The sequence below is a fragment of the Sphingomonas sp. R-74633 genome (assembly GCF_013416555.1).
GTDB lineage: Bacteria > Pseudomonadota > Alphaproteobacteria > Sphingomonadales > Sphingomonadaceae > Sphingomonas.
Window position 1 is genome coordinate 520,918 of record NZ_JACCFG010000004.1, and the last position, 21,397, is coordinate 542,314.

Annotated in this window: 20 protein-coding genes; 12 read left to right on the top strand and 8 right to left on the bottom strand. The window is 66.8% G+C overall.

What is annotated here, in order from left to right; translation table 11 throughout:
* Window positions 1-217: 217 nt before the first annotated feature.
* From HZY97_RS15790 to HZY97_RS15815, 6 genes are all read left to right on the top strand, one after another.
* The gene (locus tag HZY97_RS15790; RefSeq protein WP_373684399.1) at window positions 218-1,792 is read left to right on the top strand and encodes an arylsulfatase; all 1,575 of its coding nucleotides are present in this window, start codon (window positions 218-220) and stop codon (window positions 1,790-1,792) included.
* 157 nt (window positions 1,793-1,949) lie between these two features.
* Window positions 1,950-3,074: a hypothetical protein gene (locus HZY97_RS15795; protein WP_180145742.1), complete on the top strand. Its 1,125-nt coding sequence runs from the start codon at window positions 1,950-1,952 to the stop codon at window positions 3,072-3,074.
* Between the two features lie 129 nt (window positions 3,075-3,203).
* Window positions 3,204-3,941 (top strand): calcium-binding protein, encoded by a 738-nt coding sequence (locus HZY97_RS15800; protein WP_180145745.1) that lies wholly within the window; start codon window positions 3,204-3,206, stop codon window positions 3,939-3,941.
* A gap of 7 nt (window positions 3,942-3,948) precedes the next feature.
* Window positions 3,949-6,564, top strand: a complete 2,616-nt coding sequence (locus HZY97_RS15805) for a TonB-dependent receptor (RefSeq protein WP_180145747.1) — start codon at window positions 3,949-3,951, stop codon at window positions 6,562-6,564.
* A gap of 104 nt (window positions 6,565-6,668) precedes the next feature.
* Window positions 6,669-7,796, top strand: coding sequence for a BamA/TamA family outer membrane protein (locus HZY97_RS15810; RefSeq protein WP_180145750.1), 1,128 nt, complete (start codon window positions 6,669-6,671; stop codon window positions 7,794-7,796).
* Window positions 7,797-7,902: 106 nt separating this feature from the next.
* Window positions 7,903-8,763 carry a hypothetical protein gene (locus tag HZY97_RS15815; RefSeq protein ID WP_180145753.1) on the top strand — a complete coding sequence of 287 codons (861 nt, stop codon included), beginning with the start codon at window positions 7,903-7,905 and terminating at the stop codon, window positions 8,761-8,763.
* Between the two features lie 404 nt (window positions 8,764-9,167).
* On the opposite strand, the gene HZY97_RS15820 is transcribed toward HZY97_RS15815, so the two are convergent.
* Window positions 9,168-9,722 carry a DUF4136 domain-containing protein gene (locus tag HZY97_RS15820; protein WP_257215101.1) on the bottom strand — a complete coding sequence of 185 codons (555 nt, stop codon included), beginning with the start codon at window positions 9,720-9,722 and terminating at the stop codon, window positions 9,168-9,170.
* 255 nt (window positions 9,723-9,977) lie between these two features.
* Between HZY97_RS15820 and HZY97_RS15825 the strand changes: the two genes are divergently transcribed.
* On the top strand, window positions 9,978-10,622 hold the full coding sequence (locus HZY97_RS15825) for a response regulator transcription factor (RefSeq protein WP_180145756.1): 645 nt from the start codon (window positions 9,978-9,980) through the stop codon (window positions 10,620-10,622).
* Window positions 10,623-10,661: 39 nt separating this feature from the next.
* Here the strand turns inward: HZY97_RS15825 and HZY97_RS15830 are convergent, their stop codons facing one another.
* On the bottom strand, window positions 10,662-11,864 hold the full coding sequence (locus tag HZY97_RS15830; RefSeq protein WP_180145759.1) for a sensor histidine kinase: 1,203 nt from the start codon (window positions 11,862-11,864) through the stop codon (window positions 10,662-10,664).
* A gap of 263 nt (window positions 11,865-12,127) precedes the next feature.
* On the opposite strand from HZY97_RS15830, the gene HZY97_RS15835 reads away from it, so the two are divergent.
* The 5 genes from HZY97_RS15835 (at window position 12,128) to HZY97_RS15855 (ending at window position 15,961) form a co-directional block, all read left to right on the top strand.
* Window positions 12,128-12,493 carry a DUF1622 domain-containing protein gene (locus tag HZY97_RS15835; RefSeq protein WP_180145762.1) on the top strand — a complete coding sequence of 122 codons (366 nt, stop codon included), beginning with the start codon at window positions 12,128-12,130 and terminating at the stop codon, window positions 12,491-12,493.
* Between the two features lie 178 nt (window positions 12,494-12,671).
* Window positions 12,672-13,391: an aquaporin Z gene (aqpZ, locus tag HZY97_RS15840; protein WP_218943117.1), complete on the top strand. Its 720-nt coding sequence runs from the start codon at window positions 12,672-12,674 to the stop codon at window positions 13,389-13,391.
* Complete coding sequence (locus HZY97_RS15845; RefSeq protein ID WP_180145765.1) at window positions 13,381-13,890, top strand: Rap1a/Tai family immunity protein; 510 nt, start codon at window positions 13,381-13,383, stop codon at window positions 13,888-13,890. Before aqpZ ends, HZY97_RS15845 begins: the two co-directional genes overlap by 11 nt.
* A gap of 110 nt (window positions 13,891-14,000) precedes the next feature.
* The gene (locus HZY97_RS15850) at window positions 14,001-15,170 is read left to right on the top strand and encodes a BamA/TamA family outer membrane protein (RefSeq protein ID WP_180145768.1); all 1,170 of its coding nucleotides are present in this window, start codon (window positions 14,001-14,003) and stop codon (window positions 15,168-15,170) included.
* 335 nt (window positions 15,171-15,505) lie between these two features.
* Entirely contained in the window at window positions 15,506-15,961 is a 456-nt protein-coding gene (locus tag HZY97_RS15855) for an EF-hand domain-containing protein (protein ID WP_180145771.1), read from the top strand.
* Window positions 15,962-16,022: 61 nt separating this feature from the next.
* Here the strand turns inward: HZY97_RS15855 and HZY97_RS21015 are convergent, their stop codons facing one another.
* The 6 genes from HZY97_RS21015 to HZY97_RS15885 all read right to left on the bottom strand — a co-directional run bounded on the left by HZY97_RS21015 (window position 16,023) and on the right by HZY97_RS15885 (window position 21,340).
* Window positions 16,023-16,244: a hypothetical protein gene (locus HZY97_RS21015; RefSeq protein WP_257215102.1), complete on the bottom strand. Its 222-nt coding sequence runs from the start codon at window positions 16,242-16,244 to the stop codon at window positions 16,023-16,025.
* Window positions 16,245-16,722: 478 nt separating this feature from the next.
* Window positions 16,723-17,514: a DUF2092 domain-containing protein gene (locus HZY97_RS15865; RefSeq protein WP_180145777.1), complete on the bottom strand. Its 792-nt coding sequence runs from the start codon at window positions 17,512-17,514 to the stop codon at window positions 16,723-16,725.
* A 111-nt stretch (window positions 17,515-17,625) separates the two neighbouring features.
* Window positions 17,626-18,420: a phosphatase PAP2 family protein gene (locus HZY97_RS15870; RefSeq protein WP_180145780.1), complete on the bottom strand. Its 795-nt coding sequence runs from the start codon at window positions 18,418-18,420 to the stop codon at window positions 17,626-17,628.
* An 11-nt stretch (window positions 18,421-18,431) separates the two neighbouring features.
* Window positions 18,432-18,797: a UrcA family protein gene (locus tag HZY97_RS15875; protein ID WP_180145782.1), complete on the bottom strand. Its 366-nt coding sequence runs from the start codon at window positions 18,795-18,797 to the stop codon at window positions 18,432-18,434.
* A gap of 64 nt (window positions 18,798-18,861) precedes the next feature.
* The gene (locus HZY97_RS15880; RefSeq protein ID WP_180145785.1) at window positions 18,862-20,400 is read right to left on the bottom strand and encodes an arylsulfatase; all 1,539 of its coding nucleotides are present in this window, start codon (window positions 20,398-20,400) and stop codon (window positions 18,862-18,864) included.
* Between the two features lie 109 nt (window positions 20,401-20,509).
* Window positions 20,510-21,340 carry a transporter gene (locus tag HZY97_RS15885; RefSeq protein WP_180145788.1) on the bottom strand — a complete coding sequence of 277 codons (831 nt, stop codon included), beginning with the start codon at window positions 21,338-21,340 and terminating at the stop codon, window positions 20,510-20,512.
* Window positions 21,341-21,397: the final 57 nt, after the last annotated feature.

The following is a 21,397-nucleotide window of genomic DNA, read 5'->3' on the forward strand; positions in this document are numbered from 1 at the left end:
GGCGCCTCGTGTAAGGACGAGGCCATTGATCCAGGCCGATAAAACCCGGAGCCTGAGCTCCCATGCCCCCGCAGGCATGGGATCGAGATACTCCACGCTCGGGAGCATGGAAGCCCAGTTCTGCCCGTCTGCTCAGCGGTGCCCAAACAAGCTTTGCTTGTGATACGATAAATAGTATTCCACGCCACAAGGCGGCCAGAAACTGAAGGAGAGACTCGTGAAGGCAGCGATGACACGCCGCGGAATGTTGCTCGCGAGCGCCGCGGCGCTGGCCGTCCCGGGGGCCACTTTTGCCGCGCCGGCGCGCAAGCCCAACATCATCATCCTCTATGCCGACGACCTCGGCTATGGCGATCTGAGCTGCTACGGGTCGAGGACGATCCACACGCCGAACATCGATCGGCTCGCCGCGCGCGGCACGCGATTCGTCAACGGCCACTCGCCTTCCGCGACCTGCACCCCCTCGCGCTATGCGCTGCTGACCGGTGACTATGCCTGGCGTGCCTCGGGCGTGCAGATCCTGCCGGGCGACGCGCCCGCGCTGATCCGCCCGGGCAAGTTCACTTTGCCGACGATGCTGCGCAACGCCGGCTACACCACCGGGCTGGTCGGCAAATGGCATCTGGGTCTCGGCGACGGCAAGGTCGACTGGAACGGTGACATCGCGCCCGGGCCGCTCGACATCGGCTTCGACTATGGCCTGTTCATGCCGGCGACGCTTGACCGCGTGCCGACCGTGCTGATCGAGAACCGCCGCGTGCTGAACCTCGACCCGGCCGACCCGATCCGCGTCGATTATCACGACAAGATCGGCGACGAGCCCACCGGTTTCGACCATCCCGAGATGCTCAAGTTCGGCGCCGATGGCGAGCATTCGAACACGATCGTCAACGGCATCAGCCGCATCGGCTATATGACCGGCGGCAAGAAGGCGCGCTGGACCGACGAGGAGCTGAGCGACGTGCTGCTCGGCAAGGCGGTGGACTTCATCGCCGGGCAGAAGGGCAAGCCGTTCTTCCTCTATTATGCGGTCAACGAACCCCATGTACCGCGCGCGCCCCATCCGCGCTTCGTCGGCAAGTCGGGCATGGGCCCGCGCGGCGACGCGATCCTGCAGCTCGACTGGACGGTGGGCGAGCTGATGCGCCAGCTCGAGAAGCTGGGCATCGCGAAGGACACGCTGGTCGTGTTCAGCAGCGACAACGGCCCGATCCTGTTCGACGGCTATCAGGACAAGGCGGTCGAGCTTGCCGGCAAGCACCGCCCGGCGGGGCCGTTCAGCAGCGGCAAGTACAGCATCTATGAGGGCGGCACGCGCGTGCCGATGATCGCCTCCTGGCCGGGCCATGTGGCGGCGGGCAAGGTCTCGACTGCGATCATCGACCATGTCGATCTGCTCGCCTCGCTGGCAAAGCTGGTCGGCGGAAGCTTCCCGCAGGATGCAGCGGTCGACAGCTTCGACATGCTGGCGCCACTCCTCGGCCAGACCGATCGCGGGCGCGACTATGTGATCGAGGATACCAAGCTGATGGTCACCACCGGCACCAAGGTGGCGGGCAGTGGCGCGCGCATCTTCGCGATCCGGGCGGGCGACTGGAAGCTGATCCGCGCCAGTGTGGAGCCGCACGAGTTCCACGGCAATGCGATCGGCACCCTGCCCGTCCATCAGCTCTACAATGTCGCGCGCGATCCCGGGGAGAAGGTCAATCTGGCCGAGCAGAACCCGGCGCGCACCCGGCAGATGGCCGCTTGGCTCGACAAGATCGAGCGCGACGGACGCAGCCGGCCCTAAATCCTTCCGGTCACCGACAATGGCAAAGGTTGCGCCGGAAGGCGCATCCCCCTTGCGTTAATCAGCATATTATATGATTTATACGAATCAGATCGGCAGAGCGGGGGCTCGAACCGGCCGCGCCCTTCGAGCGCTTTCAACCAGGGAGAGAGATTTGATGCGGAAGCTTCTGGCAATCGGCGCGGCGGCGCTGCTGAGCCTGCCCGGTGCGGCGCTGGCCCAGGGCGCGCTCGGCGCCAATTACAATGAGCATTTCGAGGACGTCGATTATCGCGACCTCCAGAAGAGCGACACGCAGTGGGTGCGCATCTTCCTGCCGATGTTCCAGCTCGATCGGGGCCCGGCCGCCGAACATGGCGCGGTCAAGACGATCCTTGACGTGTCCAAGCACGGCTACAAGACGGTCCTGACGCTGAAGTTCCCGTACAACAAGGTCGCCTTCCCCAAGGCGGACAGCGATACCTTCAAGAAGGACCTCGCCCGGCTCGAGGCAGTGCTGCCCGAAGTGATGGGCAAGGTGGACATATTGGTGATCGGCAACGAGCCTTTCATCGAGAGCCGCCAGCAGGACTGGAACGCCAACTTCAACGCCTATTACGAACAACTCGCCAAGGCGGCGATCCAGTATCGCGCCGAGCATTGCGGCGGCGACGCCTGCAAGACGCAGCTCTACATGGGCGCGCTCAACCAGACCCAGAACCCGGTCTGGCGCAACAAGACCACCGATCGCTGGATGGAATTCATCAAGCAGACGCCCGAGCTTCGCGGCCTCGACATCCACCCGCACATCACGATGATCGAGGAGTCCAAGGCGTTCCTCGACTATATCCTGCCGCGGATGCGCTCGGACCAGAAGTTCCTGGTGCTCGAATTCTCGCTGGTCTGGTGGTGGAAGTCGCACCTCAAGGACCCGATCCCCGCCGCCTTCGCCGCCAAATATGGCGCGCCGGCCAATGCCCAGACCTGGCAGATCATCAAGGCCGCGCTGGAGACGCCCTTCTCCAAGCCGCAATGGGACGAGTTCCTGGCGCAGAGCCCGTGGTTCGAGGGCCGCAAGCATTACCTCAAGAACCAGATGAAGATCTTCCGCGACACCGGCAAGCTGGCGGTGGCGACCTATGGCTTCAAGCAGGGCCAGTCGATGGTCAATAATTTCGGCCCGGATTCGGTGCCATGGCTGCTCAACAGCGTGTTCGCCGGCCGCACCGTCAAGCCCAATGCTGATGGCAGCTCGGCGTACAACTATGCCTGGATCGACGACTATAAGGCGCTCCAGAAATAGGCTTCCCCGGGCGGAGGGTTGCCCTGCCCTCCGCCCAACCTTTTCGTTTTTCCCCGTTGCAACAAACCGAAATTCCCCTGCGCGCCGCCCGGCCGAAACCGGCTTCGGCAAAGTTTTCACGGGGGATTTATGCGAGGTTTGAAGCAGGGCGCAGGCGCCCTCCTGCTGGGCGCAGCGCTGACACTGGCGATGCCTGCACTGGCCCAAATGGGTCCGGGCGGCGGTGGCCCCGGCAGCGGTGGCGGCGGACGTGGCCGTGGTGGCCCACCGGGTGGCGGCCCGGGCGGCGGCGAACGCCCCAGGATGATGAAGCCGGTCAAGCGCGAGAAGCTCGACAAGGCCGTGACCGGCATGTTCCGCACCGCCGACAAGAATAGCGACGGCCTGGTCACCTTCGAGGAACTCAAGGCCGTGATCGAGGCGCGGCGCGACGCGCGGATCAAGGCGCGGTTCGAGCGGATCGACACCGATCACAATGGAGCGCTGAGCGCCGCCGAATTCTTCGCCTGGCAGCACGACATGGGATCGGTCGCCTCGGCCGAGCACCAGCCGGTCGCCGAGATGGGCGGGCCGATCTCCGAGAGCATCGCGCCCGACCTGGACGTGGACGACATGGCGCTGCGCCGGCTGATCGAGCCGCTCACTGCGATGGTGATCGTCAACGCCAACACCAATTACGACAATGGCGTCTCGCTCGACGAGCTGCTCGCCTATGAGCGCAGGAAGTTCGACGCCGCCGATAGCGATCATGACGGCAGCCTGACGATGGAAGAGCTGCGCGCCGCCGAACCGCGCGATCGTGACGGTCCGGGCGGGCCGGGCGGACCCGGCGGCCCGATGGGGCGCCCGCCGCGCGGAGAAGACTGAGCCCGTCATGACGACAATCAGGATGAAGCTGCTCGCGGGCGCGGCATTGGTCGCGCTCGCCCCGGCGGCGCACGCCCAGACCCAGGCCCCGCCGCCCAAGCAGGATGCCCCGCAGCCGAAGCAGCAGGAAGACGAGATCATCGTCACCGGCAAGGCGCCGCCGGGATCGGTGATCGGTGACATCCCGCCCGAGAACCAGCTCGGCCGTGCCGATATCGACGCATACGGCGTCGGCACGGTCAGCGAGCTGCTTGATGCGATCGCCGAACAGACTTCGAGCGCGCAGGGCCGCGACGACGAAGGCCCGGTGGTGCTGGTCAACGGCAAGCGTATCTCGGGCGTCAACGAAGTCTCGGACCTGCCGACCGAGTCGATCGTCCGCATCGACATCCTCCCGGAGGAAGTCGCGCTCAAATATGGCTATGACGCACAGCGCAAGGTGGTGAACATCATCCTGCGCCGCCGTTTCGAGGGCCGCGTCGCCAATCTGAACGGCGGCATGGCGACCGAGGGTCAGGGCGAGAACGAGGCCGGCGACTTCACTTATACCCGCATCCGCGACAATGACCGGGTCAACATCGCCGCGCGCGCCAAGTCCACCGCCTCGCTGCTCGAAAGCGAGCGTGACCTGGTGCCGGCGACCATGGCTTCGGACGGCTCGGACGACCGCGCCTACCGCACGCTCAAGCCGGCGACGCGCAGCTATGGCGTCAACGCCACGATCGCCCACCAGCTCAGCACCCAGACCAACCTCTCGGTGAACCTGCGCGGCGACTATGCGACCAGCGACGGGCTGAACGGCCTTCCGCTCGGCGGCACGAGCTTCCTCTCGGACGACCCGCTGCGCCAGAACAGCCGCACCGCGAGCCTGAGCACGGGGGTCACGCTCAACAGCGATCTCTCGAAGCGCTGGCGGCTGTCGGCAGTGGCCGGCTACAGCCATAGCGACACCCGGCGCGACACGGACCGCGACGACAATGCCGGCCTGATCGGCACCGACCGCGCCACCTCGCTGACCGATAGCGGCAATGCCAGCCTGCTCGTCAACGGCAAGCTGCTGCCCCTGCCCGCCGGCGACGCCTCGGTGAGTCTCCGCGTCGGTGCCGATTTCAGTTCGCTCAGCACCACCAGCATGCTGGAGAACCTGCAGTCGTCGGGCAGTTCGGATCGCACCAATGCCAGCGGCCAGATCAGCCTCGACCTGCCGATCGCCAGCCGCGCCAAGGGCGCGCTGCCCTTCCTCGGCAAGCTCACCGCCAATATCAACGCCGCAGTCACCCGCGTTTCGGATTACGGCACGCTCGGCACCTTCGGCTACGGGCTCAACTGGACGCCGCTGACCGGGGTCAGCCTGATCGCCGCGGTCAATGAGGACCGGGTGGCGCCCACGCTCGCCCAGCGCGGCGACGCGGTGGTGATAACCGACAATGTCCGCGCCTATGACCCCGCGACCGGTGAGACGGTGACGGTCAGCCGGATCTCCGGCGGCAATCCGCTGCTCAAGGCCGATGACCGGCACGTGGTGAAGCTGGGGCTGACCGCCAAGCCGTGGAGCAAGCTCAATCTGAGCTTCACCGCCAATTACAACAACAGCCGCACCGAGAATGCGATCGTCAGCATCGCGGACGGCTCGGCCGCGCTCGAGGATGCTTTCCCCGACCGGTTCGAGCGCGATGCGGCCGGGCAGCTTATCAGCATCGATACCCGCGCAGTGAACATCGCCCGCGAGGATCGCGAGCAGCTGCGCTGGGGGATCAACTTCACTCAGGTTCTGCGCGCGCCCAGGCGACCGACGCCCCCGCCGGGCTTCCGGCCGCCCTGGATGCGCGACAGGCCCGAGGGCGACCGGCCGAACGGGGAAGCCCGCTCCGGCCGGCCGCCCGAAGGCTCGGATGTCGAGCGCGGGCCGCCGCCGCAGGGCGAGGACGGCGAGATCGTGGTCAATGGCCGCGAGATGCGCGATCCCTCGGGGCCCGGCCGCCCCGGCGGGTTCGACGGTCCGCCCGATGGCTTCGGTCCGCCACCCGGAGGCCCGCCCCCCGAAGGCTTTGGACCGCCGCCCGGCGGTGGCCCGGGTGGCCCCGGCGGGTTCGGCCTTCCCCCTGGTGGCTTCCGCGGGGGGCCCGGCGGCCCCGGCGGCGGCGGCAGCGACAATGGCGCGCGCTTCCAGTTCTCGCTCTATCACAGCGTGATCCTGCGCGACGAAGTCACCCTGCGCGACGGCATGGCGCCGATCGACCTGATGGACGGCGGCTCGCTGGGCGGCACTCCGCGTTCGCGCCACAGCGTACAGCTGAGCACCGGCGTGATCGACAATGGCCTGGGCGTCCGCTTGTCGGGCAACTGGAAGAGCGCGGCCGATGTCGACGGCACGTCACCGGCCGGAGACTTGCATTTCGGTGCGCTCGCCACCCTGGAGCTGCGCGTCTTCGCCAATCTCGCCAACCGCTTCCGCGGGCAGGACTGGGCGCGCGGCACGCGGGTGAGCCTGTCGATCGCCAATCTGCTGGGCGAGCGGCAGAAGGTGACCGACGCAGCGGGGGCGACGCCGCTCGCCTATCAGGGTGCCTATCTCGATCCCGACGGGCGGACGCTGCTGCTCTCGATCCGGCGGATCTTCTAGCCGGGTTTGTCCGTCGCGGGGCTGCGGGTATCTCCCGATAGGTAGCAGGTCGCCCCTGACTATCCTGCGCTCGGTATATCCACCGAGCGTGGGAGGCTGGAGCGATGCGATGCACGATCACCGGGGCTGCATGCCTCCTCATCGCTTTGCCCGCTGCCGCGCAGGAACACCCGCAGGAGCAGGTGCGCGACCAGAGCGAGACGCTCACCACCCCCGGCGCCGAGGCGAAGAAGTCGAAACCCGATCTGCTGATCGTGCCGATCCCGCTCTCCAACCCGGCGCTCGGCACCGGCGCGACGGTTGCCGCCGTGCTGTTCTACAACCCCAATCACGCCCCCTCGCCCTGGATCAGTGGCATCGGCGTCACTGCGACGAGCACCGGCACCAAGGCGATCGGCGCGTTCCACAGCATGTCGCTGGGGCACGACGCCTTCCGCTTCATGGCGTTCGGCGGCTATGGCGACGCCAAGCTCAAATTCTACGGCATCGGCAGCGCGGCGGGTGATCGCGGCGTGCATGTCGACCTCGAGGACAAGACGTTCCTCGGCCTCGCCCAGGCGCAATACCGGATGGCGAAGCACATCTACGCCGGAGTGCGCTTCCAATATATCGGCATGGATTCCAACGCGGAGATCCCGCATCCGAATTTTCCCGATCTCGCGCTGCCGCCGATCGAGCTGAAGAGCACGCTGGCGACGCTCGGCCCCTCGCTGACCTATGACAGCCGCAACAGCTCGCTCAATCCGACCGGCGGCACCTATGTCACGGCGACCTGGATGTTCGGCGCCAGGTTCCTCGGCAGCGACTTCGAGCACAACAAGCTCCAGGTCGGCGCCAATTTCTACGCGCCGCTCGCGAAGAAGACGATCGTCGCCTTCCGCGCCGCCACCTGCAGCGTCTCGCGCACCGCGCCCTTCTATGATCTGTGCATGTACGGCTCGGGCGGCGACCTGCGCGGATATGAGACGGGGCGCTACCGTGACCGCGTGACCTGGGCGGCGCAGGGTGAAGTGCGCCAGCATCTGTTCGGCCGCTTCGGCGCGGTGGTGTTTGGCGGCGTGGGCGGCGTCGGCTCGAGCTATGAGGAACTGGGGAAGAGCGACCTCCTGCCCTCGGTCGGCGCGGGGATCCGCTACCAGGCGTCGAAGAGCAACAACATCAACCTGCGGCTCGACCTGGCCTTCGGCAATGACGGGCATGCGGTCTATTTCAGCCTGGGCGAGGCCTTCTGATCCGCCGGGCCATCCGCAAAAGCCCCACCCGTTCCTGCGCATTTCCCCCGAGCCCGGATGCCCGCCGTTTCCCCTAGGCTCGGCGCTCGCAACCGGGAGCCGCACGATGGAGAATGCCAAGCAGCTGGTGGGCCTGCTCGTCCAGGCCAGCATGTTCCTGTTGATCATGGCGGTGGCCATGCAATGCGCGTGGCGCGACGTGGTCGAGCAGGTGCGGCATCCCCGCTTCCTGCTGCGTGCGCTGATCGCAGTGAATGTGGTCGTGCCGGTGGTCGCGGTGCTGCTTACCCTCGCGCTGGACCTGCCCCGGCCGATTGCCGCGGGGCTGATCCTGATGGCGGTCTCCCCACTCGCGCCGCTGGTGCCGGGCAAGGCGACCAAGACCGGCGCCGACCGTGCCAATGTCGTGGCGACCTATCTGCTGCTGATCACGCTCGCCATCCCGATCGTGCCGCTGTCGATGGCGGTGGTCGACCGGATCTTCGGCGTCGAGGCGATCGCGCCCGCCGCGGTGATCGCCAAGGTGGCCTTCATCTCGGGCCTGCTGCCGATCATCCTCGGACTGGCGTTCGCCGGCCTGGCCCCGAGCCTTGCTGCGCGCGCCGCGCCGGTGATGACGCTGATCGCGGTGGTGGTGCTCGGGCTCTTCGTGCTCCTGGTGCTGTGGATGCAGGGCCGCATCTATCTCGGCATGATCGGCGGCGGCACGATCTTCGCCTTCGCGCTGACCTCCGCCGCGGCAGTGATCGGCGGGCATTTTCTGGCCACCGACCCAGAGAACCGGGGCGCGCTGGCGGTTGCCGCGGCGACGCGCCACCCGGGCATGGCCTTTGCCATCGCCCATGCCAGCGGCGCGGAACCCGCGGCGCTCGCCGCGATCCTGCTGTTCCTGATCGTCAGCGTGATCGTCGTCGCGATCTATCTGGCCTGGCTCAAGAAGCAGGCGCCCGCCGAGGCGCCGCAATAGAGTGAATTTCGGGGTAATTCCCTGTCGATATAAGGGTTCCGCCCGATTGTTCGCAGCCCCATCGAGGCAGATAATGGCTTGGCGCTGCGGGCGAACCCGCTCTCAACAGGCGCGCAGCGCAACGGTACGAATGAGCGCGGTCCCACCCCCCCGGACCGCCGCGTTCATCCGGGCCACGGGAAGGCGGCGGAACTGGGCAGCTCCGCCGTCATCCCGCAAGGCGCTCTCGAGCTCAGCGGAAGGGCGCTCACTCTCTCCGGCGCCTCTCCTCCCCTGAGTCCCGGAGGCTCGAAGGGGCCGCGTTCACACCGCGGCCCCTTTTGCCGTCCGCGCGCCACGCACGAAAAAAGGGCGGACGGGAGTTACCCGTCCGCCCCATTCGCCGCGCGGTCGCGCTTGCGCGGTTACTTGGTGCCCGGCTGGGGCGGGAACTTGGCGATCACCGCATCGATCGCGGCATCGATCTTCGCTTGGTCGACCTTGCTGGGATCGATCTCCTGGGTGGCGACGCCATGCCAGATCGGCTTCTTGGTGGCGACGTCATAGAGGTCGATCACCAAGGTGCCGTCGGTCACGTTGCGCACATCGACGTTGCGATAGGCGGCACCGCCCCATCCCCAGCCGCGATAATAGGGGCCATAGGGGCCGAAATCGGTCACCTCGACCCGGTCGCGCCGGCCGAGCGTGAAGGCGACGGCGAAATCGCCCTTCTCGACCTGCTGATAGCCGCGCGCCGCGAGCGAGCGGTCGATCGATCCGCGCACGCGGTCGAACATCAGCGGGTTCATGCCCTGGGGCACGCCGGTATAGACCCAGCTATACTGATGATATTTGGCGTAATCGACCGTCTGGTCATAGTCGGTCTTGATGTCGGGCGCGTCGGTGCAACTCGCCGTCATGAGGCCAAGACCGACAATAAGCGCGCTGCCGGTCCTTCGTGCAAAGTCATAGGCGTTCATCGGTCGGTCTCCTTCGATACGACCGACAGAAAATGATCGAAATCCGCGCGCACCAATATTGGGGGAGGCCCCGATCCGGGCTCGGTATCAGTACCGATATAGCCGAGCACCCACGGTTACATCCCGCGAAGTTATCCACAGCCCGCAGCTTATCAGGGTTTTTCATGATATGCAGGGGCCGGGAATCGGACAAGAATGTGCAACAAACAGGGGCACGGCAATGACAGATCCACTCCCGCCCATCGAGGCACCGAAATGAGCAGCGCAACCCGGCGCGTGCTGATCGCGGACGATCACGACGTCGTGCGGCGGGGCGTCCGCACGCTGCTCGAGACGCGGCCCAACCTGGTCATCGTGGGCGAGGCCTCGAACGGCCGCGCCGCACTCGAGGAGGCCCGATCGTCCAAGCCCGACATCGCGATCATCGACTATTCGCTGCCTGAACTGAACGGGCTCGATCTCACTGCGGCGCTGAAGCGCGAAAACCCGCGGGTCGAAGTGCTCGTCTACACGATGCACGATCGCGAGAATCTGGTGCTCGACGTGCTGCGCGCCGGCGCGCGGGGCTATGTGCTCAAATCCGACACGGAGAAGCATCTGCTCGCCGCGGTCGACGCCCTGTCGATCCACCGGCCCTATTTCTCCGGCGTGATCTCGGAAACGCTGCTCGAGCGCTTCCTCGAATCCTCGCCCTCCGCGCACGCCACGCTCACCCACCGCGAGCGCGAAGTCGTCCAGTTGATCGCCGAGGGCAAGATCAACAAGGAGATCAGCCATATCCTGGGCATCAGCGTGAAGACGGTCGAGACGCACCGCGCCTCGTGCATGCACAAGCTGAAACTGCGCACCACGGCGGAGCTCGTCCGCTTCGCGGTGCGCAACAACATCATTCAGGCGTAAAGAGACCCCCGCCGGCACCGGCGGTCAGACCGCCGCCGCTCAGGCAGCGGCGGCCGGCTGGTCGTGTGCGGAGCCCGGCAGATAATCGAGGCCGGCGCTGTGGCGCGGGATCATCGCGGCGACGGTCGTGCCGGTCCGGCTGTGGCGGGATTCAAGGTGCAGGCAACCGCCCAGATCCTCGATCCGCCGCTTCATCGCCGGCAGGCCGATCCCCACCAGCATCTGTCCCCAATCCTTGGGCAGACCGACGCCGTCATCATGGATCACGATGACGAAGGCATTGGCCCGGCTGCCCAGCCGGATACGCACCGATTTGGCGCCGGCATGCTTCTGGATATTGGTCAGCGCTTCCTGCAGCAGCCGGAAGACCGCGGCCTCCACTGCCGTGCCGCGCCGGCGGTCCTCGCCATAGATGCGCAGCGCGATGTCCAGCCCCGTGCGGCGGGCGAAACCGCCGCAGAGCAGTCGCACCGCTTCGTGCAGGCCATTGCGGCGGATCTCGGGCGGATGCATCACATAGGTGACGCCGCGGATCTCGCGGTGGAATTCGTCGAGCAGCCCGCTCAGTTCCGCGGCCATCGCCAGCACCGTCGGGTCCTTGCTGATCTCACGCAACCGGGCGAGGCCCAGATTGACGCCGACCAGGTGCTGCGCGGCAGTATCGTGCAGCGCCGCGGCAACGCGGCGGCGCTCGTCTTCCTGCGCGCGCACCAGGCTGGCCTGGGCCTGCATCAGGTTCGAGCTCAGCTTTATCGTCTGCGCCCTGAGATCGTAGAGCTCGGTCACGTTGACGCGCGCGACAGTGGCGTAGCGCCGCCCGCCGACTTCGAAGCAATCGATGGTGAACTGGTAATGCGTCTCGTCGTCGAAGCCACGATAGTTGAGCGCGAACTGGTTCTGCGCGCGCGTCTCGATCGTGTGCATGCCCTCGAGCATCGCCGCAGCGGTCTCGGCGCCGAGATCATCCGTATCGTGGATATATTGCTTCAGATTGGCGCCGACCTTGAGCCGGTCGCCCCGGCCGCTGCGCAGCGCGCGTTCGGACCAGGCGCTGTTGACGGTGAGGATATTCCACCAGCCATCGACCACCGCCACCTGGGCAGGGACCGCACGGACCTGGTTTCGCGCGTCGCCGCGCACCGCGATGATGGGTTCGGCCCTGGCGGCCCACCCCGAGACACTGGCTTCGCCCTTAGCGCCGGAAACACCAACGTCCTCGGGTTCTCCCGAAAGATACGACATGTGTAGCCCCGATCCACAAGTTCGAAACACGGGAACTTACCGTGCTCCTAATCCCTAAAGGACCAAGGAGACATTCCCGCAGCGATAATATTATATGTCCCGAGTATTTCAATCGGTTAAAGTACCGATCTACAATATGTTTTCGCTAAGATTGGTTACTTTAGAGTTAACCTTCGAGTCAGAACTCTTCTCTGCCGAAATCCCCATAATCCCCGATAGGTCTCTGCCCGTATTTTTATGAGAAGATCAGGAGGAGGACCCTCATGGAAGAACTTCTTGCCCCGATCGCCCACCACACGGCCACCGTGCTTGAAGCCATGGTGATTCTCACGGTCTGCATCGGCGCAGTGGATGCGGTCATCGGTGCCGTCCGCTACCTGACACACCCTAGGGATGGTTCCGATTTGCGCCGCGGCGTGTGGCTGGGCTTCGCACGCTGGCTGGTACTCTCGCTCGAATTCGCGCTCGGCGCAGACCTGATCCGCACGGCGATCGCCCCGACCTGGACCGATATCGGCCAGCTTGCCGCAATCGCGACGATCCGCACCGTGCTCGGCTTCTTCCTCGAGAAGGACATCGACACGTTCAGCAAGCCGGCCGAGCCGGCCCAGGGCAGCGAACCGGCCTAGGGCGCGCTAGGGGATTATGCCCGCCGGAAATCGGCAGCCACCCCGATGGCGGAGCCAGGCACAGCGCCGATACTCGGCCACCAATTTGCGGGAGGCGGCAATGAACGTGCAGTCCTGGCGGGAGACCAAGTCCAAGATCGCGGGCAATCGGCTCGACGCGGCAGCCATGCCGATCCCGATGGCCCGACGCGCGGCGGTGGAGGCCGTGGGCACCTATTGGCTGGTGCTGGGCGGCTGCGGCAGCGCGGTGCTGGCCACGCAGGGCGCGGGCATCGGCCTGGTCGGCGTGGCCTTCGCCTTCGGGCTTACCGTCTTCACCATGGCCGCGGCGCTCGGATCGATTTCGGGCTGCCACCTCAACCCGGCAGTGACGGCGGGCTTCTGGGCCGCGGGCCGCTTTCCCGCGAGCGACGTTCCCGCTTATGTCGCCGCGCAGCTGGTCGGCGGGCTGCTCGGCGCAGTCACCGTGCTGGCAATCGCTATCGGAATGCCCGGCTTCGACCTGGCCATCAACGGGCTGGCGACCAACGGCTATGGCGCGGGCTCGCCCGCCGGCTTCTCGCTGACTTCGGCGCTGATTTCCGAGACCGTGCTCACGGCGGGCTTCGTGCTCGTCATCCTGGCGGTGACCGGCAAGGGCGGCTCGCCGCTGCTCGCCCCGCTGGCGATCGGCCTGGCGCTGACCCTTGTCCACCTGATCAGCATCCCGGTGACCAATACCTCGGTCAATCCGGCGCGCAGCACCGGGCCGGCGCTGCTGGTCGGCGGGCTCGCGCTCCAGCAGCTCTGGCTGTTCTGGGTGGCGCCCATCGCCGGCGCGCTGATCGCCGGCGCACTCTATCGCGGCCTGACCGCCGAGGCCGCCGCAATCCCGGGAGAAGGCAGTGATGCGGTTTGAACCCTGGCTCTTCGCGCTGGCGCTGGGCTGCGCCGCGCCCGCCCATGCCCAGGACCTCGCCGCCAGCGAACGCGGCGCCGGCGGCCCGATGCTGGGCGGCGCGCTCGAGGACCTGTGCCGGGGCCCGGGCGGGCAACCGGCCCAGTCCTGCGCCGCCTATATCCGCGGATCGTTCGAGGGGCTGATGATCGGCCAGGCTAGCATGACCGATGGCGGCGACATGAGCTTCTGCCTGCCCGACCAGGGCGTCACGCTCTCCCAGGTCCGCGAGGCGTTCCTCACGCTGATGCTGTCCGAGCCCGATCGCCGCACCGAATATGCCAGCGTCTCGCTGCTCGATTCGCTGCAGGATGCCTATCCGTGCGACGATGACGAAGACATTGTGCCCTATGTCGACACGGCCTCGGCCCATCGCCGGCCGGGCCGGGCGACTGGCGGCGCGACCTTGCAGCGCACGGTGCATCGCAGCACCAGGCCGATCGCGCACATGCTTCGCTAGCCCGCGGCCACCAGCATATTCCGCCGCCACCCCTAGTGGCTTTGCCCGATGGCTGGCGCCCGCCACCCCCCTATCCTCCCGGTATCGCCTCCTCCGACGGGACATTGCCGATGGGCCGCCACCTCCATGTCTGCATCGCCGCGCTGCTCGCCGCCGCGCCGCACGCTGCCGCGCAGGAAGTGCCGGATGCCGGCAAGACCGCCCAGGATGCGGCCGCCGCCGAGGCGAAGCTGATGGGCAAGCCCGATGCGAAGCAGGAGACCGACGCGCCAAAGAAGAAGAAAAAGCGCGACCTGCTGATCGTGCCGGTGCCGATCTCCAACCCCAGCTCGGGCACCGGGCTGGCTGTGGGCGGCGTGGCCTTTTACAATCCCTATAACGAGCCCCAGCAATGGGTGTCGGGCGCCGGCGTTCTCTACACCGATCGCAGCACCAAGGGCATCGGCCTGTTCCATTCGATGTCGCTCGGCCAGGACAAATACCGGTTCCGCGTGATCGCGGTCTATACCGATGGCCCGCTCAAATATTACGGCACCGGCGCCGCCGCCGGCGATGCGGGCAACGACTTCGACCTGAAGAACAAGAACATCTCGGTCCAGGCGCAGGCGCAGATCCGCGCCTTTCCCCACGGCTTTGTCGGGCTGCGCTACAAATATTCGCATTACGATGCCCAGCCGCCCGACACGCTGCCGCCGGGCACCAGCCTGCCGCCCGACGACCAGCTGAACAGCTCGCTGTCGATGCTCGGGCCGTTCGTGTCCTATGACACGCGGGACAGCGCCACGCTGCCGCGCCACGGCATGTTCCTGTCGGGCAGCTGGATGCTGGGGATCAAGCCGCTCGGCAACAGCTACCAGCACAGCAAGGTCCAGGTCGCGAGCAACTTCTATCTGCCCACCGGCGACCGCACCACGCTGGCGCTGCGCGGATCGCTGTGCGGCGTCATCGGCACCGTGCCGTTCTACGACCTGTGCAACTATGGCCAGGGCGCCGACCTGCGCGGCTATGAAGCGGGCCGCTACCGCGACCGAGTCAACTGGGCGGTGCAGGGCGAGTTGCGCCACCAGTTCAACAAGCGGATCGGCGGCGTGGTGTTCGCCGGCGTGGGCGGGATTGCGCCGTCGCTCCTCGGCATCGTCGACGACGGCAACGTCCTGCCCAGCATGGGCCTGGGCGTGCGCTACAAGCCCTTCCGCGGCAATGACGTGAACCTGCGCGCCGATATCGCAGTGGGGCTCAACGGCCCGGCCTTTTACTTCGGGATCTCCGAGGCTTTCTAAAAGCGAGGGCCGCCGGTCCTGAAAAAGCTTAGGGCCGGTCCGGCCGATACGCCGCCGGACCAGCCCAGCTTCCCCTTTTCGGTCCCCCGGCGGCGGCGCCTGATCCTCGCGTCCCATGCTCGACACCAGGGCCAAGGGGAATCGCCGCCGTCGGAGGCGTCCGTTGTCGGCCGCCCGCGCGTCCCCGCCAATCGGGATATACCCGGGTCTGGCGCGCCAAAATTACCGCGGCCCTGCGGGACTTCCGCCCCCGCCCCCGGGGAGACCCCCGATGCCCGCGCCCGGCAATCCCCCGCATCATCGCCGCGCATTCCCGCAAGTTTTCGGAGGCTCCCATGCACCGCACCGTGATCCTGACGCTCGTCACCGCCTCGTCCGCCGCGCTCGCGCTCGCCATGCCGTCCGAGGCATCGCGCCAGGCCCGCCCCGCGCACGCCGATCCCGGCGCGGTGTTCGACCGCACCGATGCCAACAAGGACGGCAAGGTGACGCGCGCCGAATATGTCGCCGCGCGCACCGCCCGGTTCGGCGACCTCGACAAGAACAAGGACGGCGTGGTGAGCAAGGCCGACTTCCCCCGCGCCGCCGCCAATCCGCAGATGGCCGCCAAGCTCGACGCGATGATAAGCGAGGCGGACGCCAACAAGGATGGCAAGGTCACCAAGGCCGAGCTCGCCAAGGCACCCGCCCCGGGCTTCGACCGGGTCGACACCAACAAGGACGGGGTGGTCACCAAGGCGGAGCTCGATGCCGCCCGCGCCGCCGCGACGGCTGCCCGCGCCAAGGGCTGAGCCTCCCGCGCAAAAAGAAAGGGCCCGTGCCGAAGCGCGGGCCCTTTTTCGTGATCGCGGCTCAGGGTTGGGCGACGATCACATAGGAGACGCCCGAGGAGAGATATTGCGGGCGGTACCAGAGGTTGTTGCAGCTAAAATAGGTGACATCGCCGCGGATCACCTTCGGGCAATTGGGCGGCAGCGCGTAGACGATGCTGCCCGGCGTGGTCGCGGTATCGATGACGATGACGTCGGGCTGCGACGCCGCGGAGACCACCGCCGCCGTCGTCCCGGCGATCACCGCGCCGGCGGCGACATCCCAGAAGGGATCATCGTCCCAGCCCCAACCCCAGCCCCATCCCGGAGGCGGTGGCGGCGGATAGGGGTATGGCCCCGGATGCGGCCCCGGTCCCGGAGGCGGTCCGGGCGGATGTGGCCCGGGTCCCGGGCCAGGCCCGGGGCCGGGATGTGGGCCAGGTCCGGGTCCCGGCCCAGGTCCAGGTCCAGGTCCAGGTCCAGGGCCAGGGCCAGGGCCGGGACCAGGCCCGGGAGGGCGGCCTCCTCCGCCCCCGCCGGGGCGCTGCGGCGTGATGTCGGGATGGTGGATGCCACCCCCGCCGCTGCCAGGCCCGTGGAAGTTGCTCGGCACGCCGGCATGCATGCTGCCGCCGCGCGCATGGAAACCGCCGCCGCCGAAGCGCTGGGCGCTGGCACCGGCAGTGGTGGCGATCAGCGCCGCGAACGCGCTGGCGCCGAGAAAAAGAGCCGAATGGCGCATCCTATTTCTCCACGCTGTCGAGCTTGGCCATCTGGATCTTGCTGGCGCCGCTCGGGGGTTTGAAGGCGAAGGTCGCGGGGGTGAACCTAGACGCGGTGTCCCAGCTCAGCTCCGCTTCGTAGGACGGGTGGACCGGGTCGCTGCGATCGGTGATCGCGATCTTCATCGGCAGCGGCTTCGCCCCGCGCGCGATCCAGACCTGGAAGTCGAGCGTATCGCCGCGAAAGGCGAACTGGTCGGTATCGACCCCGCCGATCTTGGCGAAGCCGACGCGCACCGCCGAGCGGATGCCGTCGGTCGGCGCGCCGGCATCGGCCCAGTAGAAGATGTCCGACAGCGGCAGGCTGATCCCATATTCGTCATAGATGCCGTCGACCACTTGGCGGATCGTCGCCGGCGCATCGACCACCGCGTAGAAGCCCTGGCGCGGCACGCTGACGGTGAAGGTCTTGCCGTTGTAGAAGAACTGGCGGAACTGCCGGTCCGAGCGGATCTCGATGAAGAAGGCGTCGGGCCGCTGGACGCGATAGGTGTTCTCGAGGCCGAGCGTCACCTTGAGATCGGTTTCGTCCATGCTGGTCTGGATCGTCGCCTTGCTGTGCAGCTCGAAGCTCTTGAGCGTCTTCATGTAATTGCCCATCGTGACCAGCGCCTGCACCGCGAGCGGATCGACCGTCGCGGCTGCCGTGGTCGGGTTGGCCGGGGCGGTTTGCGGCGCGTCCTGCGCGAACGCCGGCGCACCGATCAGCGCGATCGCCGCCAGCCCTGTCTTGAAACGATTCCGTCGATCCATCGCGCTTCTCCAAGCTCGTGTTGCCGGGAAAGGATCGCGCCGCCCCGGAGCCGCTCCAATCAGGTTAAACCCGCTGAATCCCTCGGGACTTTGCCCGAGCCCGCCGGGTGCTCAGCCGCGCAGCGCCGCGGCGTCGGCGGTGCACTTGCCGTCAGGGACCAGCGGTGCGCGCATCGCCTCGGCCTTGGCCTTGAGCAGGTCGCTGCGGAAATCGGGAACGGCGTGGAGCCGCGCGACGGTGGCGGCGGCGATCACCCGGCCCGCATCAACGTCGCTCGCCCAATGCGCATTGCAGACCAGCCGGCTCTCGCCGAAATCACGCCCGCGCGCCAGGATCGCATCGGCGTGGTGCGACACGATCTCGGTGAGGATCAGCGCCCAGCCCCAGCCGACCGCGCTATGCCCCGACGGATAGGAGCCATCCTTGCGCAGCGCCGCCTCGTCCTTGGGGAAGCAGGTGGCGTTGCCGTGCGCCACGAACGGCCGCGTGCGCTGATAATGGTTCTTCGCCTTGTAGGTCGAAAGCCCCACATCGATCATCGACTTGAGCAGCAGCTTGTAGAGCACCGGCGTCGTCTTCGGATCGGGCGCGATGCCCGAGGCGCAGGTGAAGGTCTGCGTGGCATGGGCGAGACCGAGATCGGCATCGCTCGCCGCCTGGACGAAGCGCGGACTGCCGGGTGCGCGCGCCATTGCCTTGCTCACCGCCTCGTCGCGCGCAAAGGCCGGCGAGTCCGGCGCGGGCGGTGGCGGCAGCAATGCCAGGCTGTCGGGATAGTCCGCCGCCGTCAGATAGCCCTGCGGTGTGCCCGGCGGCAGCTTGGGCGTCGCGTCCTGCGAAGCGGCGCCGCCCGACAGCAGCAGGAGCAGCGAACCCGCCGTTGCGGGCGCAAGCAGCTGGCGCATCGCCCCGCCCTTCACGGCTGCTGGCCGATGGCGCGCGCCCGCGTCATCGCGGCGTCGACCGAGTTGCGTTCGCAATCCTTCGCGCTGTCGACCGCGGGATAATTGGCGTCGAGCCAGTCGCACGAGCGCTTTGCCGCTTGGCGGATCCGCGCCTCGGCGGTGGAGAGGCCGGCGGGCGTCCTGAGGTCTAGGTCGGAGATGTTGACCCGGATCGAATGCGCCACCGTCTCGGTCGCGGTGCCGTCGGGCGACCATTTGCCCACGCGCGGCGCAGTGACGGTGATGCTGCCATTGTCCTGATCCTGCGCGGTGGCAGCGGCGAAGGGCAGCAGGAGCGCGCCCGCGGCGCAAAGGGCGACGATACGCTGTACGAACATCTCGGCCTCCTCGAACAGGCGATGGGAAATGGGCGGCGCCCGGAAGCGCCGCCCCAGGGGGAGCTCAATCCGCAGCCTGCTGGAGCGCCAGCTTCTCGAGCGCATCGCTGATCGTGAAACTTCCCGGCTTCTGCACGCGCGGGAATTCCGCGAGGCTCGCGACGAACTTGTCGGCCAGGCCGAAGGCGCCGAACAGGATATAGTCGTGGTAGAGGAACCACTCGTAATAGCTGTTCGACGTGATGTCGGCATATTCATAGGGGTCGGTACGCAGGTTGAAGAGCTTGGGCAGCCGCAGCGTCACGAACGGCTCGCCCCAGATCTTCATCGTGCCCTGCACGCGCTGTTCCATGAACACGACCTTCCAATTGTCATAGCGCAGCGCGAGCACATCGCCGTCGTCGCTGAAGTAGAAGAACAGCTTGCGCGGGCTCTCCTTCTCCTTGCCGGTGATGTGGCCGACCATGCTGAACCCGTCGATATGGTTCTTGAAGGTCTTGCCGTTGGCCTGATGCCCTTTTTTGAGCTTCTCGCTCACATCGGGCTCGCCTGCCATTTCGAGGAAGGTCGGCAGCCAGTCGTGATGCTGGACGATGCCGTTGGAGACCGATCCCGGCGCCACCTTGCCCGGCCAGCGCACCAGCAGCGGGATGCGGAAGGCGCCTTCCCAATTGGTGTCCTTCTCGCTGCGGAACGGCGTGGTGCCGGCATCCGGCCAGGAGTTGCGGTGCGGACCGTTGTCGGTCGAATACATCACGAAGGTGTCATCGGTGATGCCGAGCTCGTCGAGCAGATCGAGCATCTGGCCGACATTGCGGTCATGATCGATCATCGTGTCGTGATATTCGGACTGCCAGCGCCCGGCCTGCCCCCTGCTCTCGGGCTTGGTGTGCGTGAACATGTGCATGTGCGTGGTGTTGAGCCACACGAAGAAGGGCACGCCGTCCGCCTGCGCCTTCTTAATAAAGGCCGTGGCCTTCTCGACGAAGTCATCGTCGCAGGTCTCCATCCGCTTCTTGGTCAGCGGGCCGGTATCCTCGATCTTCTGCTTGCCGACCCGGCCCCAGCGCGGCTCCTCGGTGGGATCGTCCTTGTCCGTCGCCCAGCAGTGCATCACGCCGCGCGGGCCGATCTGCTTCTTGATGTTGGGGAAGTCCTTCTCGGGGAAATAGTCGGCCATCTCCGGCTCTTCCTCGGCATTCAGGTGATAGAGATTGCCGTAGAATTCGTCGAAGCCGTGCGCGGTCGGCAGATATTCGTTGCGGTCGCCGAGATGGTTCTTGCCGAACTGGCCGGTGGCATAGCCATGGTTCTTGAGCAGTTCGGCGGTGGTCACCGTCTCGGCCTGCAGCCCTTCGCGCCCGCCCGGGCGGCCGACCTTGGACAGGCCCGTGCGATAGACGCTCTGCCCGGTGATGAACGACGAGCGCCCGGCGGTGCAGCTCTGCTCGCCATAGCTGTCGGTGAACATCATGCCCTCGCGGGCGATGCGGTCGATATTCGGGGTCTCATACCCCATCAGGCCGCGGCTGTAGCAACTGAGGTTGCTGATCCCGATATCGTCGCCCCAGATGACGAGGATGTTGGGCTTTCCATTGGGCACGCCGAGTCTCCTTTGGACAGGTTCGACGCTGAGCCTGACTCGGGCGCGCCGGGGCGCACATCGGCACTAACCCCGTCTTGCCGGCCGGAATTTCCCGGTCAGCGCGGCGTCACTGCGGAAACAGCAAGGTGATCGCCAGCCGGGCGCCCCATTCGGGGCCGCCCGTCGGACTCACGGCGTAATATTTGCCGGTCGCGGCGATCTGGATCGGCTGCTTGCCGATCTTTGCCACGCGTCCCAGCGTCAGGTTGATCGGTACCGTCCACAGCTTGTGCTTCCAGTCATAGACCGTCTCGGTGTTGATCCCGATGCTGGTGGTGTCCTTGAAGTTCTTCGAGAGGAACGGCTGGAGGAAGGTGCTGCTCACTTCCGGCCGGTCATCCTTGCCGGCGACCGACCAGACATGGTTCGCCAGCATGCCGATCGTATAGCCGCTCGGCGTCTGCTTGAGTATCAGCCCGGTCGGCCCCGCTCCCCATCGATGCGAGCCGAAATCCGAATTGCCGGTGGGGTAGACGAACACCGGCCCCAGGCCGATCGTCAACCCGCCGCCGGTCTTCGGCTTCAGGAAGAAGCTCTGGGTAGTATCCCCCAGGCCGGTGCCGCCCAGATTGTCCGGCGCGCTGCGGCCCTGCGAGATGAACGGCACGATCGTGCGCACGATCAGGTCGAGGTCGCCGCCCAGATGCATCGGGATCACCGGCTGGACATTTAGCGTGTAGCGCACCGCGCCCTCGGGCCCGAAGCAGCAATCGAGATTCTGCTGGAAGGGCACGCTGATCAGGTCGGAGATTGGGTTGGCGATCTTCGCGGCCAGATCCGCTGAGTCCGCCGCGGCGGGCGGCGTGTCGGGCGCTGGCGCCTCGGGAACGCGGTCATCCTGCGCCCGGGCGGGCAAGCTCGCGGCAAGGGCAAAGAGCAGCAGCGCGGGCCTGAGCATGGGCGGTTCCTTCGCAAAACGAAAACCGCACTGTCGCGACACGGGCGCGCCCCGCCC